The 19,438-nt window shown below is 68.6% G+C and carries 19 protein-coding genes; 2 read left to right on the top strand and 17 right to left on the bottom strand.

Annotation, left to right across the window (positions count from 1 at the left end):
- Positions 1-9: 9 nt before the first annotated feature.
- From truB to rimP, 6 genes are all read right to left on the bottom strand, one after another.
- The gene (gene truB / locus D3869_RS08150) at positions 10-948 is read right to left on the bottom strand and encodes a tRNA pseudouridine(55) synthase TruB (RefSeq protein ID WP_137139639.1); all 939 of its coding nucleotides are present in this window, start codon (positions 946-948) and stop codon (positions 10-12) included.
- Positions 938-1,507, bottom strand: coding sequence for a 30S ribosome-binding factor RbfA (gene rbfA / locus D3869_RS08145; RefSeq protein ID WP_137115328.1), 570 nt, complete (start codon positions 1,505-1,507; stop codon positions 938-940). Before rbfA ends, truB begins: the two co-directional genes overlap by 11 nt.
- A 129-nt stretch (positions 1,508-1,636) precedes the next feature.
- The gene (gene infB / locus D3869_RS08140) at positions 1,637-4,366 is read right to left on the bottom strand and encodes a translation initiation factor IF-2 (protein ID WP_137139638.1); all 2,730 of its coding nucleotides are present in this window, start codon (positions 4,364-4,366) and stop codon (positions 1,637-1,639) included.
- 14 nt (positions 4,367-4,380) lie between these two features.
- On the bottom strand, positions 4,381-5,100 hold the full coding sequence (locus D3869_RS08135; protein WP_137139637.1) for an RNA-binding protein: 720 nt from the start codon (positions 5,098-5,100) through the stop codon (positions 4,381-4,383).
- A gap of 30 nt (positions 5,101-5,130) precedes the next feature.
- Positions 5,131-6,666, bottom strand: a complete 1,536-nt coding sequence (nusA, locus tag D3869_RS08130) for a transcription termination factor NusA (protein ID WP_137139636.1) — start codon at positions 6,664-6,666, stop codon at positions 5,131-5,133.
- A 54-nt stretch (positions 6,667-6,720) separates the two neighbouring features.
- Positions 6,721-7,206, bottom strand: a complete 486-nt coding sequence (gene rimP / locus D3869_RS08125) for a ribosome maturation factor RimP (protein ID WP_094301442.1) — start codon at positions 7,204-7,206, stop codon at positions 6,721-6,723.
- A 304-nt stretch (positions 7,207-7,510) separates the two neighbouring features.
- Here rimP and D3869_RS08120 point away from each other — a divergent pair, with 304 nt between their 5' ends.
- Positions 7,511-7,825: an antibiotic biosynthesis monooxygenase family protein gene (locus tag D3869_RS08120; RefSeq protein ID WP_137139635.1), complete on the top strand. Its 315-nt coding sequence runs from the start codon at positions 7,511-7,513 to the stop codon at positions 7,823-7,825.
- Here D3869_RS08120 and trmB read toward each other — a convergent pair.
- From trmB to D3869_RS08065, 11 genes are all read right to left on the bottom strand, one after another.
- Positions 7,803-8,513 (bottom strand): tRNA (guanine(46)-N(7))-methyltransferase TrmB, encoded by a 711-nt coding sequence (trmB, locus tag D3869_RS08115; protein WP_137139634.1) that lies wholly within the window; start codon positions 8,511-8,513, stop codon positions 7,803-7,805. The two genes, D3869_RS08120 and trmB, sit on opposite strands and share 23 nt — an antisense overlap.
- A gap of 87 nt (positions 8,514-8,600) precedes the next feature.
- Positions 8,601-9,770 (bottom strand): methionine adenosyltransferase, encoded by a 1,170-nt coding sequence (metK, locus tag D3869_RS08110; protein WP_137139633.1) that lies wholly within the window; start codon positions 9,768-9,770, stop codon positions 8,601-8,603.
- A 255-nt stretch (positions 9,771-10,025) separates the two neighbouring features.
- Entirely contained in the window at positions 10,026-10,514 is a 489-nt protein-coding gene (locus D3869_RS08105) for a helix-turn-helix domain-containing protein (RefSeq protein ID WP_137139632.1), read from the bottom strand.
- 113 nt (positions 10,515-10,627) lie between these two features.
- The gene (gene lnt / locus D3869_RS08100) at positions 10,628-12,244 is read right to left on the bottom strand and encodes an apolipoprotein N-acyltransferase (protein ID WP_137139631.1); all 1,617 of its coding nucleotides are present in this window, start codon (positions 12,242-12,244) and stop codon (positions 10,628-10,630) included.
- A 199-nt stretch (positions 12,245-12,443) separates the two neighbouring features.
- Positions 12,444-13,361 carry a hemolysin family protein gene (locus D3869_RS08095; protein WP_175426419.1) on the bottom strand — a complete coding sequence of 306 codons (918 nt, stop codon included), beginning with the start codon at positions 13,359-13,361 and terminating at the stop codon, positions 12,444-12,446.
- A complete protein-coding gene (gene ybeY, locus D3869_RS08090; protein ID WP_137139629.1) occupies positions 13,358-13,888 on the bottom strand; it encodes an rRNA maturation RNase YbeY in 531 nt (176 codons plus the stop codon). The genes D3869_RS08095 and ybeY overlap by 4 nt, the downstream gene beginning before the upstream one ends.
- Positions 13,888-14,991 (bottom strand): PhoH family protein, encoded by a 1,104-nt coding sequence (locus tag D3869_RS08085; RefSeq protein ID WP_247895766.1) that lies wholly within the window; start codon positions 14,989-14,991, stop codon positions 13,888-13,890. Before D3869_RS08085 ends, ybeY begins: the two co-directional genes overlap by 1 nt.
- Positions 14,992-14,996: 5 nt before the next feature.
- On the bottom strand, positions 14,997-16,385 hold the full coding sequence (miaB, locus tag D3869_RS08080; RefSeq protein ID WP_137139628.1) for a tRNA (N6-isopentenyl adenosine(37)-C2)-methylthiotransferase MiaB: 1,389 nt from the start codon (positions 16,383-16,385) through the stop codon (positions 14,997-14,999).
- Positions 16,386-16,667: 282 nt separating this feature from the next.
- Complete coding sequence (locus tag D3869_RS08075; RefSeq protein ID WP_137139627.1) at positions 16,668-17,501, bottom strand: lysophospholipid acyltransferase family protein; 834 nt, start codon at positions 17,499-17,501, stop codon at positions 16,668-16,670.
- Between the two features lie 28 nt (positions 17,502-17,529).
- Positions 17,530-18,354 carry a GNAT family N-acetyltransferase gene (locus D3869_RS08070; protein WP_094301432.1) on the bottom strand — a complete coding sequence of 275 codons (825 nt, stop codon included), beginning with the start codon at positions 18,352-18,354 and terminating at the stop codon, positions 17,530-17,532.
- A gap of 318 nt (positions 18,355-18,672) precedes the next feature.
- Positions 18,673-19,089 carry a MucR family transcriptional regulator gene (locus tag D3869_RS08065; protein ID WP_014238866.1) on the bottom strand — a complete coding sequence of 139 codons (417 nt, stop codon included), beginning with the start codon at positions 19,087-19,089 and terminating at the stop codon, positions 18,673-18,675.
- A gap of 91 nt (positions 19,090-19,180) precedes the next feature.
- On the opposite strand from D3869_RS08065, the gene D3869_RS08060 reads away from it, so the two are divergent.
- Positions 19,181-19,435 (top strand): sulfurtransferase TusA family protein, encoded by a 255-nt coding sequence (locus tag D3869_RS08060; RefSeq protein WP_137139626.1) that lies wholly within the window; start codon positions 19,181-19,183, stop codon positions 19,433-19,435.
- The last annotated feature ends 3 nt before the right edge of the window (positions 19,436-19,438 follow it).

Genomic DNA, 19,438 nt, shown 5'->3' with positions numbered 1-19,438 from the left:
CTCCATCGTTCATAGGTTGAGAACGCGCACCGGACGGACCTCCGCCCCCTCCACGCGCGCCAGCGCCACCGGCTTGCCGCCGAAAAGCGCAATGACGGTGCCATCCCCACCAACATCGCCGCGCAGCGCCGTAAGGCGTTCGCGGTCCTGCCGGGTGAGGAGTGCCACCGTCTGGCCGTGCTTCAGTCGGTGCGCTTCCGCGTCCGTCAGGGCCAGCGCCGGGATGTCGTCCAGCGCGGTCTCGATCGGCAGCAGAAGTCTTTCGACCGCGGCACCTTGCTCCATCGCGGTCAGATCGTCCAGGGAAATCGCCCCGTCCAGCGTGAAGGACCCGACGCGCAGGCGTCGCAGATCGCGGATGTGCCCCACCGTCCCCAACCGTTCGGCGAGGTCGCGGGCGATGGAGCGGACATAGGTGCCCTTGCCGCAATCCACCTCCAGCACCGCGTGGTCGGCGTCCGGAATCTCGATCAGCTCCAGCCGGTCGATGCGCACGGTGCGCGGGGCGATGTCCACCACCTCGCCCTCGCGGGCGATGTCGTAGGCCCGCTCGCCGTTGATCTTGAGCGCGCAGTATTGCGGCGGGATCTGCTCGACGAAGCCGAGGAAACCGGGCAGAGCGGCGCGGATCGCCTCGGCGTCGGGACGCGCCGCGGAGGTCTCCACCGCCGAGCCCTCGCGGTCGTCGGTGGTGGTGCGGGTGCCCCAGGCCACGGTGAAGCGGTAGGTCTTCTCGCCGTCCATGGCGTAGGAGACGGTCTTGGTCGCCTCGCCCAGCGCGATGGGAAGGATGCCGGTGGCGATGGGGTCCAGCGTGCCGCCGTGCCCGGCCTTTTCCGCGTTCAGATGGCGGCGCACCTTGGACAGCGCCTGCGTCGAGGTCATCCCCGCCGGCTTGTCCAGCACGATCCAGCCGTGGATCGGCTCGCCCTTGCGCTTACGAGCCACGGCGCCCCTCGCCCTCGCCGCCGTTGCCTTCATCCTCATCGTCGTCCTCGTCGTCGATGTCCTCATCGTCGTCGAGGTCGTCCGTCTCGGTCTCGTCCTCCTCGTCCCAGCCGTCGTCCTCGTCGTCATGGTCGTCGTCGCCGTTCACGCGGTCGGCGAGCGAGCGGTAGCCGACGTCGCGGGCGACCGCCGGGCTGTGCAGGATGGCGTCGATGCGCCCGGCGTAGTCGAAGGAGGTGTCGGCCTCGAAGCTCAGCGTCGGGGCGTGGCGCAGGTTGATGACGCGGGCGATCTGGCCGCGCAGGAAGGGAGCGGCACGGCGCAGGGCCGACAGCGTCTCGTCCATGTGCCCGCCGCCCAGCGGGGTAACGAAGGCGGTGGCGTTGCGCAGATCCGGGCTGATCCGCACCTCGGTCACCGTGACGTTCAGGTCCGCCAGTTCGGGGTCGTGGAAGTCGCCGCGCCGGAACAGGTCGGCCAGGGCGTGGCGGATTTCCTCGCCGACGCGGAGCTGGCGCTGGGACGGCGGCTTTCCGGCCAGATCGTGTTTCTTTCTCATGCTGTCGATCCCGAATGCGGTGCGGGAGGGATCCGCCCCTCCGCGAAAACGCGACAAGGGCGCACGGGCGCCCTTGTCATCTGTAATGTCATCTCTGGCCGGTCCGAGAGCCGGGGTGCGGCGGCGGGCTTACAGCTCGCGCGCCACCTCCTCGATCTCGAAGGCCTCGATGATGTCGCCGGCCAGGATGTTGTCGTAGTTCTCGAAGGCCATGCCGCACTCGTAACCCTCGCGCACTTCCTTGACCTCGTCCTTGAAGCGCTTGAGCGTCTTGAGCGTGCCCTCGTGGATGACGACGTTGTCGCGCAGCAGGCGGCAGCCGGCGCCGCGCTTGACGGTGCCCTGCGTGACCATGCAGCCGGCGACCTTGCCGACCTTGGTGATGTTGAACACCTCGCGGATCTCGGCGTAGCCGATGAAACGCTCGCGCAGGGTCGGCGACAGCATGCCGGTGAGGGCCGCCTTCACGTCGTCGATCACGTTGTAGATGATCGAGTAGTAGCGGATCTCGACGCCGTCGCGCTTGGCCATGTCGCGGGCCTGCGGGTTGGCGCGGACGTTGAAGCCGATGACCATCGCGTTGGAGGCGTTCGCCAGCGTGATGTCGGACTCGTTGATCGCACCCACCGACGCGTGCAGCACGCGGACCTTGACCTCGGTGTTCTCCGCCGTGAGCTTCTCCAGGGCGTTGGAGATCGCTTCGATGGAGCCCTGCACGTCGCCCTTGATGACGACCGGCAGTTCCTTGGCCTCGCCGGCCTGGATGCGGCTGAACATGTCCTGCAGCGAGCCGCGGGCCGACGCCGCGTTGGCGGCTTCGCGCTTCTTGCGCTGGCGGAACTCGGCGATCTCGCGGGCGCGGGCTTCCGACTCGACGACGGTGAAGTCGTCGCCGGCGAGCGGCGTGCCGTTGAGGCCAAGCACCTCGACCGGGCTGGCCGGGGCGGCCTGCTCGACGCTCTGGCCGCGGTCGTTGACCAGGGCGCGGACGCGGCCCCATTCCGAGCCGGTGACGAAGACGTCGCCGACCTTCAGCGTGCCGCGCTGGACCAGCACGGTGGCGACCGAACCGCGGCCGCGCTCCAGCTTGGCCTCGACCACGACGCCCTCGGCGGTGCGCTCCGGGTTGGCCTTCAGCTCCAGGATTTCCGCCTGCAGGAGGATGGCCTCCTCCAGCTTGTCCAGGTTGCGCTTGGCCTTGGCCGACACTTCCACGGTCTGGATGTCGCCGCCCAGCTCTTCCACGACCAGCTCGTGCTGGAGCAGTTCCTGGCGGACGCGGTCCGGCTTGGCGTCGGGAAGGTCGATCTTGTTGATGGCGACGATGATCGGAACCTTCGCGGCCTTGGCGTGATGGATCGCCTCGATCGTCTGCGGCATGACGCCGTCGTTCGCGGCGACGACCAGCACGACCACGTCCGTGACGTTGGCGCCGCGGGCGCGCATCTCGGTGAAGGCGGCGTGGCCCGGCGTGTCGATGAAGGTGATCTTCGCACCCGACTCCAGCTGCACCTGATAGGCGCCGATGTGCTGGGTGATGCCGCCGGCCTCCCGGCTGACCACGTCGGTCTGGCGCAGGGCGTCGAGCAGCGAGGTCTTGCCGTGGTCGACGTGGCCCATGATCGTGACGACCGGGGGACGCGGCACCAGCGCCGTTTCCGCATCGTCGTTGAGGCGCAGGCCGACCTCGACGTCCGCCTCCGACACGCGGCGCACGCGGTGGCCGAACTCGGCGATGATCAGCTCCGCCGTGTCGGCGTCGATCGTCTGGTTGATGGTGGCCATCACGCCCATGCGCATGAGCTGCTTGATCACGTCGGCGCCGCGTTCCGCCATGCGGTTCGCCAGCTCCTGGACGGTGATGACCTCGGGCAGCACGACGTCGCGGGTCACTTTCTGCGTCTCCTGACGGCTCATCTGACGGAGCCGCTCGCGCTCACGGGCACGGCGGACGGCGGCCAGCGAGCGCGTGCGCTCACCACCCTCGTCGCTCAGCGCCTGCGAGACGGTCATCTTGGAGCCCTTGCGGCGGTCGGCACCCGGAGCGGCCTTGCGGACCGGAGCCGGTGCCGGCGCCTTCTTGTTCCCGGGCTTGCCGCGGCGGTCGTCCTCTTCCTCGCCGAAGCGGGGAGCGGCCGGAGCCCCCGGGCCACGGGCGGCCGGAGCCTCCGTCGTGGCCGCGGAGCGCGCACCGGCGCCGCCGGCGGCGGGACGGGCGCCGGCACCCTGCGGACGGGTCTGCTCGGTGTCCTTGCGCTTGGCCTCGTCGGCCTCCTTGCGCTTGGCTTCCTCTTCCTGGCGGCGGCGCTCGGCCTCCTGGGCCTTGGCGCGCTCCGCCTCCTCGATGCCGCGCAGCTCGGCCAGCTCGCGCTGGCGCAGAGTCTCGGCGTCGAGAATCTCCGGCTCCTCCTCGACCACCGGGGCCGGCTGGGAGGCCGCCTCCTCGGCGGCGCGGGCGGCGGCCTCGGCGGCGAGAACGGCGGCCTCGGCCTCCTCCTCGGCGCGGCGGCGGTTGTCTTCGGCCGCCCCCTGCAGAGCGCGGATGCGCGCTTCGCGTTCCTGGTTGGTCAGTTGACGAACGGCACCGCCGCCGCCGCGCTGGCGCTGGCCCGGCACGCCGCGGACGGGAATGCCCTGGGCGGCCTGACGCGCGGCGGCGCCGCCGTCGGCCACGCCCGGCAGGGCGCCCTTCTCCACGGCCCGCTTACGCTTGACCTCCACGGTCACGGGCTTCGACCGGCCATGGGAGAAGCTCTGCCGGACCTGGGTCTCGACCGGCTTCTTCAGCTCCAGCTTCCCTTTGCCGGAGCCGGAGAGGTGCAAGACTTTCTTTTGGTCCTGGTCGTTGCTGTCGGTCATCGGTTCCCGAATGGTCAGACGTTGCTTACGTGGCCGGCCGGCGGAGAGCCGGCGACAAAGCCTTTGATACCCTTGAGACGCGCGGAGTCGCGTGCCAATGCCTTGGCCAGCTTCCCGCGCGCCACCACCGCGTGCACGGCGTTTTCCCGTCCCAGGGCCGCGGCCATCGCCGCGGCGTCGAACAGGTCCACGACCGGCATATCCGGCGCCAGCGCTGTGATCTTGCCCCGCTGGTCGGGCGAACCGTCGCTGGCCTCGACCAGCAGATAGGGCGGTCCGGCGTGTCCGACCTGGTTGGTCTTCAGCGCCTCGCGCACCTTTTCGTATCCGGCCAGAGCCTGCCCGGCCCGGCGCGCCAGCCCGAAGGCATCCAGGCACCGCCGTTCCAACAATCTCTCCAGCCGCTCCGCCAGATCGGGCGGAACGCGCACCGCGCGCCGCGCCGCCTTGGCGAACATGTTCTTGGCGACGGCCTTCGTGAAGGCCGCCTTGTCCCCCGACAGCCAGAGGCCGCGGCCCGGAAGCCGTTCCTCCAGATCGGGCACGATCTCGCCGTCGGGTGATACCACGAAACGGATCATGCCGTCCTTCGACTGCACGGTGCCGGTGGCGATGCAGCGGCGCAGCGGACCCTTTTCCAGGTCCGCCGGCAGCAGCGCGTCCCCTTCGGCCGCGAGGCCGTCCGGTTCACCGTCCGCCGGAGTCTGTTCGTTCCTGTCGCTCAGCCCAACCATCCGTACCGTTTGTGCGTCCTAAGTCCTGGCTCAGCTCTGCGCCGCCTGGTCGTCCGCCGAGGGTTGCGCCGCGGTGGGCGCGCCTTCCTCGCCGTCGAACCAGTGGGCACGGGCGGCCATGATGATCTCGTTGGCCTCGTCTTCCGTCGGGGCCTCCTTGCCGAGAATGTCCCGCAGCTCGTCCGCGGCGAGATCGGCAAGGTCGTCCATCGTCTTCACGCCGTTCTCACCCAGCTTCACCAGCAGGGTCGGGCTGAAGCCGGTGACTTCCGCCACCGCGTCCTCGACGCCGAGCGCCTGGCGCTTCTCGGTCATGCGGACGTCCTGCTCGTCGAGGAAGTTGAGGGCGCGCTGCTTCAGCTCCTCCGCCACGTCCTCGTCGAAGCCTTCGATTTCGGCCAGTTCCTCGGTCTCGACGTAGGCGATCTCCTCCACGGAGGTGAAGCCTTCGGCGACCAGGAGATGGGCGATCACGTCGTCCACGTCCAGCGCTTCCATGAAGAGCTGCGAGCGGGTGCGGAATTCGTCCGAGCGGCGCTCCGACTCCTCCTGCTCGGTCAGGATGTCGATGTCCCAGCCGGTGAGCTGGGTGGCGAGCCGCACGTTCTGGCCGCGGCGGCCGATGGCCAGCGACAGCTGGTCGTCGGGCACCACCACCTCGATGCGGCTGTTGTCCTCGTCCATCACGACCTTGGCGACCTCGGCCGGGGCCAGGGCGTTGACGATGAAGGTCGCCGGCTCCTGGTTCCACTGGATGATGTCGATCTTCTCGCCCTGCAGCTCGCCGACGACCGCCTGGACGCGGCTGCCGCGCATGCCGACACAGGCGCCGACCGGGTCGATGGAGCTGTCGTTGCTGATCACCGCGATCTTGGCGCGCGAGCCCGGGTCGCGGGCGACCGCCTTGATCTCGATGATGCCGTCGTAGATCTCCGGCACTTCCTGCGCGAACAGCTTCGCCATGAACATCGGATGGGTGCGCGACAGGAAAATCTGCGGGCCGCGCGCTTCCTCGCGCACGTCGTAGATGTAGGCGCGCACGCGGTCGCCGTTCTTGAAATGCTCGCGCGGCAGCAGCTCGTCGCGGCGCAGGATCGCTTCGGCGCGGCCCAGGTCGACGGTGACGTTGCCGTACTCGACGCGCTTGACCAGACCGTTGACGATCTCGCCGGTGCGGTCCTTGTATTCGTTGAACTGGCGCTTGCGCTCCGCGTCGCGGACCTTCTGGACGATGACCTGCTTGGCCGTCTGGGCGGCGATGCGGCCGAAGTCGATGGGCGGCAGCGGATCGACCAGGAAGTCGCCGACCTGGGCGCCGGGCTTGCGGCGCTGGGCGTAGGCGAGGGTCACCTGGGTCGCCTCGTTCTCCACCGCCTCGACCACCTCCAGGTGGCGGGTCAGGTGGATGTCGCCCGTCTTGCGGTCGATGCGGGCGCGGATGTCGTGCTCGTGGCCGTACTTGGAGCGCCCGGCCTTCTGAATCGCCTGCTCCATCGCCTCCAGGACCTCGTCCCGGTCGATGTTCTTTTCGCGGGCAACCGCGTCAGCGACTTGCAGCAGTTCCATCCGTCACACTTCCTGGACTGGCGTTTGTTCTTCGAGTGAAGCCCGGAGCGGCCGTCAACCCTGGCCCTGGCTGGCGCGGATCAGTTCATCCGTCAAGACCAGCTTGGCGCGCAGGATGTTGTCGAACTCCAGCCGGGCGGCTCCCTGTTCCGATTCGATGCACACGAGGCCGTCTTCGACGCCCTTCAGCATGCCCTTGAAGCGCTTGCGGCCATCGACGGCGAGCCGGGTCTCCAGCTTGGCCTCGAAACCGGCGAAACGCTCGAAATCCTTCAGACGGGTCAGCGGCCGGTCGATGCCGGGCGAGCTGACCTCCAGCGTGTAGGCGCTCTTGATCGGATCTTCAACGTCGAGCACCGCGGAGATCGCGCGGCTGATGTCGGCGCAGTCTTCGACCGTCATGGGCGCGCCGTCGGCGCGTTCCGCCATGACCTGCAGAACCATGCGCTGCCCACCGGTCAACTGCACACGCACGAGTTCGTAGCCCATGGCCTCGACCGACGGCGTGATGATCTGCTCGATACGACCGGTTGCTTCCATTCCACCTGACCCGCCCCCGCGGTCTCCCCTGGCACAGCGCCCTGGGACCAACACGGGGATGCCATACGCTGATAAAAAAATAAGTGGGCCAAAGCCCACCCGCAAAGCGTCCCGCCGGCCCGGTTTCCCGAGCCGCCGATCCGTATGGGTTCATGCGGTGAATATAGACATTCCGGAGCAGGCCGCAAGCGCTTTTCCGCAAGGTCCTATGCCCGGCGCTTGGTGGGCGGGTCCGGCCAGGGTAACGTCAAGCCCGCGGCGGCCTTTGCGCCGTGCGGAAAACTGCCCGTGGAGGCCGCTCACCATGATTCTCGAAATGGCTCTCCTGACGGTCAAACCCGGCCAAGGCCCGGCCTTCGAACGGGCGATGGCCGAGGCTCAGCCTCTCATCGCGGCGACTCCCGGCTTCCTCGGGCTGGACCTGCGGCCCTGCCTGGAGGCGGCCGACCGCTACCTTCTGCTCGTCCGCTGGGAGAGGCTGGAGGACCATACCGACAGCTTCCGCGGGTCCGACCGCTACGCCCGCTGGAAGGCCCTGCTCCACCATTTCTACGACCCGTTCCCGGTGGTGGAGCATTATGGCGAGCCGGTGGTGTCTACCCCCGCGCCTTGCGGATGAAGCGCAGGAAGACCGGCTTGCGCCCGGCCTCGATGGCCTTTTCCTCATAGCGGGTGGGCGGCCAGTCCGCGATGCGGTGGCGCCAGTCGGACGGGCCGCGGGCGGTCCATTCGAAATCGGGGTGGCGGACCGTGTGCTCCAGCATCCAGCGCACCAGCCCCATGTCGTCGCTGGCCAGACGCAGCTCGGCTCCGTCCTTCAGGACACGCGCGAGGCGCGGCAGATTGTCCGGTCCGATGAAGCGGCGCTCCCAATGGCGCTTCTTCGGCCAGGGATCGGCGAACAGCACGAAGGCGCGCCCGATGGAGGCGTCGGGCAGGGCGTCGAGCAGCGGACGGGCGTCGTCCGGGAGGACACGGACATTGTCCTGCACGCCCTCGTCATCCACCAGCTTGAGCAGGCCGGCCACGCCGTTGATGAAGGGCTCCGCCCCGATCACCCCGACGTCGCGGTTGTTCGCCGCCTGCCACGCCATGTGGTGGCCGCTGCCGAAGCCGACCTCCAGCCAGACGTCCCGCATCGGGTTGGCGAAGAGGGCGTGGGGATCGATGCGGTCGCCCGGCTGCGGCACCGGGATTTCCAGCGACGGCAGGAGCCCGTCGAGCAGTTCGGTCTTGCGCTTGCGGAGCGGACGCCCCTTGCGCCGCCCGTAGAGCCTCTTGGACGAGTCCAGGAAGGAGTCGGTCATCGTGACAGCAGGGTCCCAAAACGAACGCAGGGGCCGGCTGGCCCCTGCATCCCGGACCATCGGGTCCGGTCTTGGAAGAAGCCGCTCTTAGAAGAAGGCGGCGCGCAGATCGTTGACGAGATCGGTCTTCTCCCAGGAGAAGCCGCCGTCGGCCTCCGCCTCGCGGCCGAAGTGGCCATAGGCGGCGGTGCGGGCGTAGACCGGACGGTTCAGGCCCAGATGCGTGCGGATGCCGCGCGGGCTGAGGTCGACCAGCTTCTGCAGGATCTCCGACAGCCGGTCCTCGTCCACCTTACCGGTGCCGTGGGTGTCGACATAGACCGACAGCGGCTTCGACACGCCGATGGCGTAGGAGAGCTGGATCGTGCAGCGGTCGGCCAGGCCAGCGGCGACCACGTTCTTGGCCAGATAGCGCGCCGCGTAGGCGGCCGAACGGTCGACCTTGGTCGGGTCCTTGCCGGAGAAGGCGCCGCCGCCGTGCGGAGCGGCGCCGCCGTAGGTGTCCACGATGATCTTGCGGCCGGTCAGGCCGGCGTCGCCGTCCGGACCGCCGATGACGAAGCGGCCGGTCGGGTTGACGTAGAAGTTCGCCTCGTCGCACATCCAGCCGGCGGGCAGGCAGTTGAGGACGTGCGGGCGGACGATCTCGCGCACCTGCTCCTGGGTCAGGCCGTCGGCGTGCTGGGTCGAGACGACCACCGCGGTGGCGCGCACCGGCTTGCCGTTCTCGTACTGCAGCGTCACCTGGCTCTTGGCGTCGGGGCCGAGCTGCGGGGCGGCGCCGGAGTGGCGCGCCTCGGCCAGCGACTTCAGGATGGCGTGGCTGTAATAGATCGGCGCCGGCATCAGGGCCGGGGTCTCGTTGCAGGCGTAGCCGAACATGATGCCCTGGTCGCCGGCGCCCTCGTCCTTCTCACCCGCGGCGTCGACGCCGACCGCGATGTCGGCGGACTGCGAATGGACGAAGCACTTGACGTCCATCTTCTCCCAATGGAAGCCGTCCTGCTCGTAGCCGATGTCCTTCACCGCGGCGCGGGCAACCTGGACCAGCATGTCGGGGGTGATGCTCTCCGGCCCGCGCACCTCACCAGCCAGAACGATCTGGTTGGTGGTCGCCAGCGTTTCCACCGCCACGCGGGCGTAGGGATCGTGCGACAGATACAGATCGACGATGGCGTCGGAGATGCGGTCGCACACCTTGTCCGGATGGCCTTCGGACACGGACTCGCTGGTGAACACGTAGTTGAGCTTGGCCACGACGAACCTCGGCAATGGGCGGGGGCTATTCAACAAAAGCAAATTGGGAGACCGGCGCAGCACCCACGGAAAGCCAGTCATTTTCCGTATGTGACAAGCTTTGCGTTCCAGGTCAAGCGATCTCCCTGGGGTTGGGGGAGACCGGCGGAAATTCGCCCTAGAACGACATCGGGGAACGGGCCGGAGGGCCGCGTTCCCCAATCTTCCTGCCGTCCGGATTGCTTCCGGTTGTTCGGCTCAGGTCTCTAAACCGTGTTATTCGGCCGCTTCGACGATGCCGGAATTGGCAACGGCCTTGGTCAGCTCGAACAGGCGCTTGCGCACCGACGGGTCGTTGATGCGGTAGTAGGCGCGCACCAGCTCCAGCGTCTCGCGCTTGGCCATCGGATCGGGCTCGTAGCCGCCCGAACGCTCCTCGAAGCCGGCGGCGGCGCCCTCGTCGTCGTCAACCGGGGCCGCGGCGGCTTCCGCGGGCATGTCGTCGAAGAAGAAGGAGACCGGCACGTCCAGGACGCGGCTGAGGTCGAACAGGCGCGACGCGCCGATGCGGTTGGCGCCGCGCTCGTACTTCTGCACCTGCTGGAAGGTCAGGCCGATGGCCTCGCCCAGCTTCTCCTGGCTCATTCCGAGAAGGGTCCGGCGCAACCGGACGCGGGAGCCGACGTGAACGTCGATCGGGTTCGGCTTGCCCGTCTTGGGGCGGCCGGCAGCGGCCCGGCGGCCCCGCGTTTCTGTTGCTGGCATTGCTCTAATTCCCTGAAACAGTTGTGCAACCTTGATACGACATATCCATGTATGCAGTCAAGGGCGCCCGAGCGCTCCCGATGCGCGTGATTGAAAAAAGAGTCTCGGTTGCGCTAACCGCGATGTCGTGCGCGCAGGCCCACCGCGAAACAGGTCAAGAGAAGCAACCCAAACGCGCCGTCGCCCACTCGTCCGTAGAGAGTGGGGGTGGGCAGCGCCTCCGGCAAGGCCGCATCGACCACACCCCTGCGACCAAGCGGCAGCATGGCGGTGACGCGACCGTGGGAGTCCACCACACCGGAGATGCCGGTGTTGGCGACGCGGACCAGCGGCATCCCCTCCTCCACCGCGCGGGTCCGGGCGATGGCAAAATGCTGGTGGGGGCCGGCGGTGTTGCCGTACCAGGCGTCGTTGGTCAGGTTGAGCATCCAGCGCGGCCGTCCGGCTCCATCGTCACCGCTGGGCAGAACGGCGCCGGGAAAGATCACCTCGTAGCAGATCAGCGGGCTGACCGGCGGCAGGCCCTTGAGATCGAGCGACACCGGGCCCGGCCCGGCGGAGAACTCCGCCCCGTTGCCGGCGATCGCCCCGACCGGCAGCCAGCGGCGCAGCGGCATGTATTCGCCGAAGGGCACGAGGTGGAACTTGTCGAAGCGCCCCGTCACCGCCCCGCTGCCGTCGACCGCCGCCAGGCTGTTGTAATAGAGCGGCTCGCCCTCCGGCCCGGCCTCCATGCGCGGCACCCCGGTGATGAGCAGCCCGCCGGGCGGGGTGACGGAGCCCAGCGCCTGACGCAGGCGGGCGTCCTGGTCGAGGAACAGGGGCACGGCGGTCTCCGCCCAGATCACATGGGTGACCGGCTCGGTGGCCATGGAGTCCGTGGAGGGGGCCACGGAGAGTTCCATCTGCTGCTGGACGTTGCGCACCCGCTCGCCCGCCGCCCATTTCAGCCGCTGGTCGATGGCCGGCTGGACGAGCCGCAGCCGCACGCCCGGAACCGTCGCGTCCGACGCCCCGGCCAGCCGCAGCCCGCCCCAGGCGCCCAGCGCCGCGAACAGCGCCAGCCCGGCGGCCAGCGCCCCCCAGGCGCGGCGGCGCGGCACCGCCGGATCGGCCAAGGACGCCGGCAGCGACGCCACCAGCACGGTCAGCAGGCTGAGGCCGTAGACGCCGATCAGCGAGACGCCCTGCAGAACCGGCAGGACGCCCGTCCAGCCATAGCCGATGAGATTCCACGGGAAGCCGGTGAAGACATGGCCGCGCAGCCATTCGAACAGCGCCCAGGAGGCGGCGAACAGGACCGCTTTCCACAGCCCCTGCCCCATCCCCCTGCACCGCAGCATCCAGACCAGCAACGTGGCGGAGCCGGTGAACATCGCCAGCAGGATCGGCAGCCCCGCCGCCGACAGCGGCAGCGCCCACCAGAACCGCTCGATTTCGGTGAACAGCGCCGCACTGATCCAGTAGAGGCCGAGCAGATGATGGCCGAAGCCGAAGAACCAGCCCACCGCGAAGGCCTGCCGCTTCGTCCGTGCCCCGTCGAGCAGCCAGAGCAGTCCGGGAAAGGCGATCAGCAGAAGCGGCACCGCGTCGGCCGGCGGCAGGGCCAGCGCCGCCAGCCCGCCGAACCCCGCCGCCGCCAGCAGCCGACGCCATCCGGTCAGCCCGGCCAGACCCGCGGACAGGCGGCCCAGCCGGGCCGGGGGGATCGTCATGTCGGTGGCGGTCAAGCGGTGACACTCCGGATGCGGGTGGGCTGGTGAGGCGATTGTGCCGGGCTGGAAACGACCTCACCACAAAGGCGCGAAGACACGAAGAGGGGCACAGAGAAGCTCCCGCTTCGCCGGTGGGTCCGGGGATGCGGTAGAGCCTCTTTGTGCCGTCTTTGTGTCCTTCGTGCCGTCGTGGTGAAAAAGCCCCTGGAGGGCCTTACCCGACCTCGGCCAGGGCGGAATTCTCGGCGGGGGCGGTGCGGACGCGCAGCCGCTTGATGCGGCGGGGGTCGGCCTCGACGATTTCGAACTCCAGGCCGGAGGGATGGATCAGCGTCTCCCCCTTGCCCGGCACCCGCCCGGCCAGCGACACGACGAGACCGCCGAGCGTGTCGATGTCCTCGCGCTCCTCCTCGGTCAGGAAGGCGCCGACACGGTCCTCGAAATCCTCGATGGAGACGCGGGCGTCGGCGAGGATCGAGCCGTCGGGGCGTTCCACGAAATGGGGAGTCGCCTCCTCGTCGTGCTCGTCCTCGATCTCGCCGACGATCTCCTCGACCAGATCCTCGATGGTGACGAGGCCGTCGATGCCGCCGAACTCGTCGACCACCAGCGCCATGTGCTGGCGCTTCTGGCGCATCTGCACCAGAAGGTCGACCACCGGCATGCTGGGAGCGACGATGCTGAGATCGCGCACGATGTCCTTCAGCTCGACCGGCGTCCGGCTGGCCATCGCCACCAGAACGTCCTTGATGTGGACCATGCCCACGACGTCGTCGAGCGTTTCACGGAACACCGGCAGGCGGGAATGCGCTTCCTCCGCCATGCGCTGGACGAGGGTGGGGAACGGCGTGTCCACCTCCACGGCCACGATGTCCGCGCGGGGCACCATCACATCGTCGACGGTGCGGTCGCGCAGCTTCAGGATGTTGGCGAGCAAAGCGCGCTCGCCCGCCCCCAGCGATCCCTCGCCGCTGTCCTGATCCTCGATCAGGCCTTCGATCGTGGCGCGCAGGGTGGCGTCGTCGCGCCCCCCCAAAACGGTCCTCATCCACCCGCGAAACAGGTGGCCCAAGGATTGTTGATCTTCGGCCCCGTCTTCACGGGGCGTTCGACTGTCGGAAATCTCGCTCATCGGTCCGGTGGTTGTTCGTCCAGGTTCGGCTCTCCGGGCGGAGAGCGCGTGGCGGCGTACGGATCGGCGATGCCGAGGGTCGCGAGCACGTCGGTTTCGAGCTGCTCCATCTCCTCGGCCTCGTCATCCGTCTCGTGATCATACCCGAGCAAATGAAGAACGCCATGCACCACAAGGTGGGTCATATGGTCCGAAGGGGTTTTACCCTGCTCGGCGGCTTCACGGGCGACGGTCTCCCAGGCCAGGATGACGTCGCCCAGCATGACCGGCGCGTCCTCGCCCAGTTCGGGCTCCTCCGCTTCGGTCAGGGCGAAGGACAGCACGTTGGTCGGCTTGTCCTTGCCGCGGTATTCGCGGTTCAGGCGGTGCACCAGCGCGTCGTCGGCCAGCACGACGGACAGCTCCGCCGGCCCCTCATCCTCGTCGTAGGTGACGGCGAGCGCGGCGAGCGCCGCGCGTTCGCACAGCCATTCGGCGTTGTCCGCCCACTCGCCCGCTTCACGTGAAACGACGACGTCGACGGCCATCACGGTGTTCCCTCCCCGTCCGGGGCGGGTTTGCGCCGGCCGTCGGCGCGGGCGCTCCGGGCACGGTCCTCCCCAGCGCGATCGTTCTCGGCGCGGGCGCCCTCGGCACGGTCATAGGCACGGATGATGCGGGCGACCAGCGGGTGGCGCACCACGTCGGCGGCGGTGAACTGGACGAAGCGGATGCCCTCCACCCCCTCCAGGATGTCCAGCGCCTCGCGCAGGCCGGACTTGGCGCCGGCCGGCAGGTCGGTCTGGGAGATGTCGCCGGTGACCGCCATGCGGCCCCCCTCGCCCAGGCGGGTGAGGAACATCTTCATCTGCATCGGCGTGGTGTTCTGCGCCTCGTCCAGGATGACGAAGGCGTTGGCGAGCGTGCGGCCGCGCATGAAGGCGAGGGGCGCGATCTCGATCTCGCCGGACTCCAGCCGCTTCTTCACCTGCTCCGCCGGCAGCATGTCGTGCAGCGCGTCGTAGAGCGGGCGCAGATAGGGATCCACCTTCTCCTTGAGGTCGCCGGGCAGGAAGCCCAGACGTTCCCCCGCCTCGACGGCGGGGCGCGACAGGATGATGCGGTCCACCTGGCCCGTGGTCAGCAGCGCCACCGCCTGCGCGACGGCGAGGTAGGTCTTGCCGGTGCCGGCCGGGCCGAGCCCGAAGACCATCTCGCTTTCCGCCAGCGCCTGCAGATAGGCCGCCTGCATGGGGGAACGCGGGGTGATGGCGCCCTTGCGGCGCGTGCGCACCGCGACCTCGCCCCGGCTGAGCGTCGCCAGATTCTGGTCGCGCACGGCGCCGCCGACGCCGGTCGCCATGCGGACGGCGGCGTCCACCTCGCCGGTGCCGACGGTCATGCCGCGCTTGAGGCGCTCGTAGAGGGCGTCGATGGCCGAGCGGGCCGCTTCCGACGATTCCGCCGGACCGGCGATGGTCAGCGTGTTGCCGCGGGAAATCAGGGAGACGCCGAGCTGGTTCTCGATGCGGGCGAGGTGGCGGTCATGCTCCCCGTACAGCATCGGCAGCAGCCGGTTGTCGTCGAAGTTCAGATCAATGCGTTGATCGGGGCGTTGATCGGAGCGCGGGTCGGGGCGCTGATCGGGCAAGCCGTTCAAACGGTCGCCTCCACGGGTTGCGTGCCGGTGGCGGAGCTGCGGTATTCACCGGTCGCCACGCTGCCGGCAAGGCTGTTCGGATGGGCGGCGTCGACGCGGACCTCGACGATGCGGCCGAGAAGCCGCTCGTTGGCGTCGGCGTGCACCGACTGCAGATAGGGGCTCTTGCCCAGGAGCTGGCCGGCGCGCTTGCCGACGCGGTCGAACAGGACCGGCACGGTGCGCCCGACGAAGCTCTCATTGAAGGCCTGCTGCTGCGCGTTCAGCAACTGCTGGAGCGCGGCGAGACGGGCGTCCTTGACGTCCTCCGGAAGCTGGCCGTGCTCCAGCGCCGCCGGGGTGCCGGGGCGCGCGCTGTACTTGAACGAATAGGCCTGGGCGTAGCCGATGTCGGTGACGAGGCGCAGCGTCGCCGCGAAATCGGCGTCGCTCTCGCCGGGGAAGCCGACAATAAAGTCGCCCGACAGCGCCAGATCCGGCTTGGCGGCGCGCAGCCGCTCGACGATGCGGCGGTAGTCGTCCGCCGTGTGCTTGCGGTTCATCGCCGCCAGCACGCGGTCCGACCCGGCCTGCACCGGAAGATGCAGGTAGGGCATGAGCTGCGGCACCTCGGCGTGGGCGCGGATGAGGTCGTCCTCCATGTCGCGCGGGTGCGAGGTGGTGTAGCGGATGCGCTCCAGCCCGTCGATGTCCGCCAGTTCGCGGACCAGCCGCCCAAGGCCCCAGGTGGTGCCGTCCGGCCCCTCCCCGTGCCAGGCGTTGACGTTCTGGCCGAGCAGGTTGATCTCGCGCGTGCCGCCGGCGACGAGGCGCCGGGCCTCCGCCAGGATCTGGGCGCCGGGGCGCGAGAACTCGGCGCCGCGGGTGTAGGGCACCACGCAGAAGGTGCAGAACTTGTCGCAACCCTCCTGCACCGCCAGGAAGGCGGAGACGCCCTGGCTGGCGCTCTCGTCCGGCAGGAAGTCGAACTTGGACTCCACGGGGAAGTCGGTGTTCAGGACGCTGCCCGCCTTGCGGCTGGCCTTGGCCACCATTTCCGGCAGGGTGTGATAGGTCTGCGGCCCGAACACCATGTCCACGAAGGGGGCACGGGCGACGATCTCCTCGCCCTCGGCTTGGGCGACGCAGCCGGCCACCGCGACGATCATCCGGCCGTCGCCGACCTCGGCCTTGACGTCCTTGAGCTGGCGCAGGCGGCCCAGTTCCGAGAACACCTTCTCGGAGGCCTTTTCGCGGATGTGGCAGGTGTTGAGGATCACCATGTCGGCGCCGTCCGGCTCGTCCACCGGCCGGTAGCCCAGGGGTGCCAGGACATCCGCCATGCGGGCGGAGTCGTAGACATTCATCTGGCAACCCCAGGTCTTGATGAAGAGCTTCTTACTCAACGATCCCTTCCACAGCGCTGAACGATCCGGACCAAACGCGAATTCGGCCAATTGTGTCTTGGCCAGCCGCGATCTCGACCAATGCAAAAACGCGCGCCAGGACGGCACCGGCCGAGCGGCGCAATCCGGCGCGCGACCCGCCGCATCGCGGCCTCGCACCCTGCCGATATGGTAGCACGAGTGCAGGAAAACGAGTCAATCGTGCCCGCAAGGCGACCATTCGTTTCACGGTCCCTTCCGCAGCCCCTTTCGCGGCCCTTTTCGCGACATGGAAAGTTTCCATCACGCGGTTGCGGCGGGCAGCGGCTTCCCGGACACCGCGCGCTCAACGCCGCGCGCCACGGCGCGCTGGCAATGGTCGGCCAGGGCCTTGCGGCTGGAGAAGCCGTCGATGGTCACCGGGGGATGGAACTCCACCTCCACCGTCATGCGGCCCAGCGTGAAGACGGTCCACAGGTGGGGGGCGAGATCCATGTCGCCGTACCACGCGTAACAAGGACGGAAGGCGATCCCCATCGGGATGCCGTCCAGCCGCGTCGGCGCGATGCTGACCGGCTGCACGGTCAGCGGCCGGTCCCCGATGCGCCGGGCGGCCACCGCGAACAGCGCCGTCTTGAAGGGGAGCGTGCGGTTGCCGTCGCTGGAGGTGCCCTCGGGGAACAGGATCAGGTTGTCGCCGGCGTCCAGCCGGGCGCCCAGCTCGTCGCGCTGCTTCTCCACCCCGGAGCGGGCCTTGCGCTCCACGAAGACGGTCTGCTGGAGCTTCGCCAGCGCCCCGAAGAAGGGCCAGCCGGCGACCTCGCTCTTCGCCACGAAGGAGCCCGGAATGACCGACCCCAGCACCGTGATGTCGAGGTAGGAGGAATGGTTGGAGACGAACAGCACCGGCCCGTCCGTGGCCCGCTCGCCGCGCACCACGACGCCGATGCCCAGGATGGCGGCGCAGACCCGATGGTAAAGCTGCGGTATCCGGAAGCGCAGCGGCGAGCGCAGCGCGACGGCCAGCGCCTGCAGCGGGATCAGCAGGAGCGTCCACAGCAGGTAGGCGGCCAGACGCAGGCCACCGCGCACCGGCGATCCCAGGGCGCGCGCACCGGTTGCATCCGCCGCCGTCATGCCACCCGTCTCCTGATGCGATCGCGGATCACGCGATCTGGGCGTCGCGGCTGCGCCGCTCGTAATGCTTGGAGTATTTGTTGGTGATCAGGTCGGTCTTCACCACGATCGACACATCGGTGGTGTTGAACTGGTGATCGATCACCGCGCCGTCGCCGATGAAGCCGCCCAGCCGCAGATAGCCCTTGATCAGCGGCGGCAGGACGGTCAGCGCGCGCTTCGGGTCGATCCGGTCGCGGGGCATCAGATCCATGCCGACGTAGCGTTCCGGCAGCGCCACCGGGCGCAGCTCCTCCGGGGCCAGATGGAAATGATGCAGATAGGCGAGCGGCTCGGCCATCGCCACCGGGTCGGTGCCCGGCAGGCTGGCGCAGCCGAACATCACCGCGATGTCGTGGTGGAAGACGTAGGCCGCGATGCCGCGCCACAGCAGCTGCATGCTGCTGCCGCGCGTGCGGTAGGCGGCGTCGACGCAGGACCGCCCCAGCTCCAGGATCTCCCCCGGATAGCTGACCAGCCGCCCGATGTCGTATTCGTCGCTGGAGTAGAAGCGCCCGGCCTTGGCCGCCGCCGGCCGGCGGATCAGACGGTAGGTGCCGACCACGGACTCCGGGCCGTCGCCGCGGGCGTGGTCGATGACCAGCAGATGGTCGCAAATGGTGTCGAAATCGTCGAAGTCGCGATGGCGCGCGGCCATGTCCGGCGACGGCACAGCCGACATCTCCTCGTAGAAGACGCGGTAGCGCAACGCCTGGGCCCAGTCGATCTCGGCGGCGCTTTCGGCCAGCCGGACTTCGAGGGAGCCCATGCGCAGATCCGAAGAGCTGCCCTGGTCCGTGCCTGTATCAGCCATACTCGACGCTTCGCTGGCGTTGTTCGGGTCGCGGCAACCGCCGGTTCTCCTTCCGGAGCCCGGTCGGGCACGGAACAGGGATAACACGAATGGCCGGTTGCCGGTCAACCGCGACGTGACGAACCCGTCCCCGGCGAGCCCGGATTCCGGGCAAGCCACAAGGTCCGGCCCCGGCGGACGGGGACGGCGGCAAGACGGGACGGAAATGATCACGCGGGAAGGAAGAAACGATCACATCCGGGCGGAGGGGTTCCGGGGCGGACCGGACCGAACGGCGGTCCGCCGGACACCAACGCACAAGCCCGTTGGACCAGGACCTCAGGCCGCGCCGCGGCGGGCGCGGGTGCCGAGACCGATCTGCTTGGCCAGCGAGCTGCGCTGGCGGGCGTAGTTCGGGGCGACCATCGGATAGTCGGCCGGCAGGCCCCAGCGGTCGCGGTATTCCTCCGGCGACATGTCGTAGGCCGTCTTCAGATGGCGCTTCAGCATCTTCAGCTTCTTGCCATCCTCCAGGCACACAATGTAGTCGGGAGTGACGGACTTCTTGATGGGCACCGCCGGCTGCGGACGCTCCTCAGTCGCAACCGGCTCGGTCCCGACATTCGCGAGTGACTTGTACACCTGCTCAATCAGCGTCGGAAGATCGCCGAGAGCGACTGTATTGTTCGAGACATGCGCCGCCACGATCTCCGTGGTCAGAGACAACAGCGCGTTGGAAGGGTTACCATTGCTCATGTAAGCTTGCTCCGCAGCTTGGCGTTCCTCTCCATATAAAGAGGTTTGTGGCCGCGCGCAATATCCATCCTTTGCTCTTAAAGAGGAAGCAGTGTACGAAAAAAATTCTCCGGATTTGTTTTTGGACATCACCAGCGAGGTGTGTCCGTTAACCTTCGTCAAGACCAAGTTGTCGGTGGAGCGCATGGCGGCCGGGCAGACGCTTGAAGTCCGGCTGAACGCTGGCGAACCCTTGGAGAATGTACCCCGATCCTTAGCCGAACTGGGTCACTCCATTCTCGCCGTGACGCCCGAAAATCCGGATGAGCCGGACGGGGTGCACCGCCTGTGGATTCAGAAAGGTTAAGGT

Source organism: Azospirillum brasilense (genome assembly GCF_005222205.1).
GTDB lineage: Bacteria > Pseudomonadota > Alphaproteobacteria > Azospirillales > Azospirillaceae > Azospirillum > Azospirillum brasilense_G.
The sequence above is the reverse complement of the archived record's forward strand: the minus strand, read 5'-3'. Positions and strand labels throughout refer to the sequence as shown.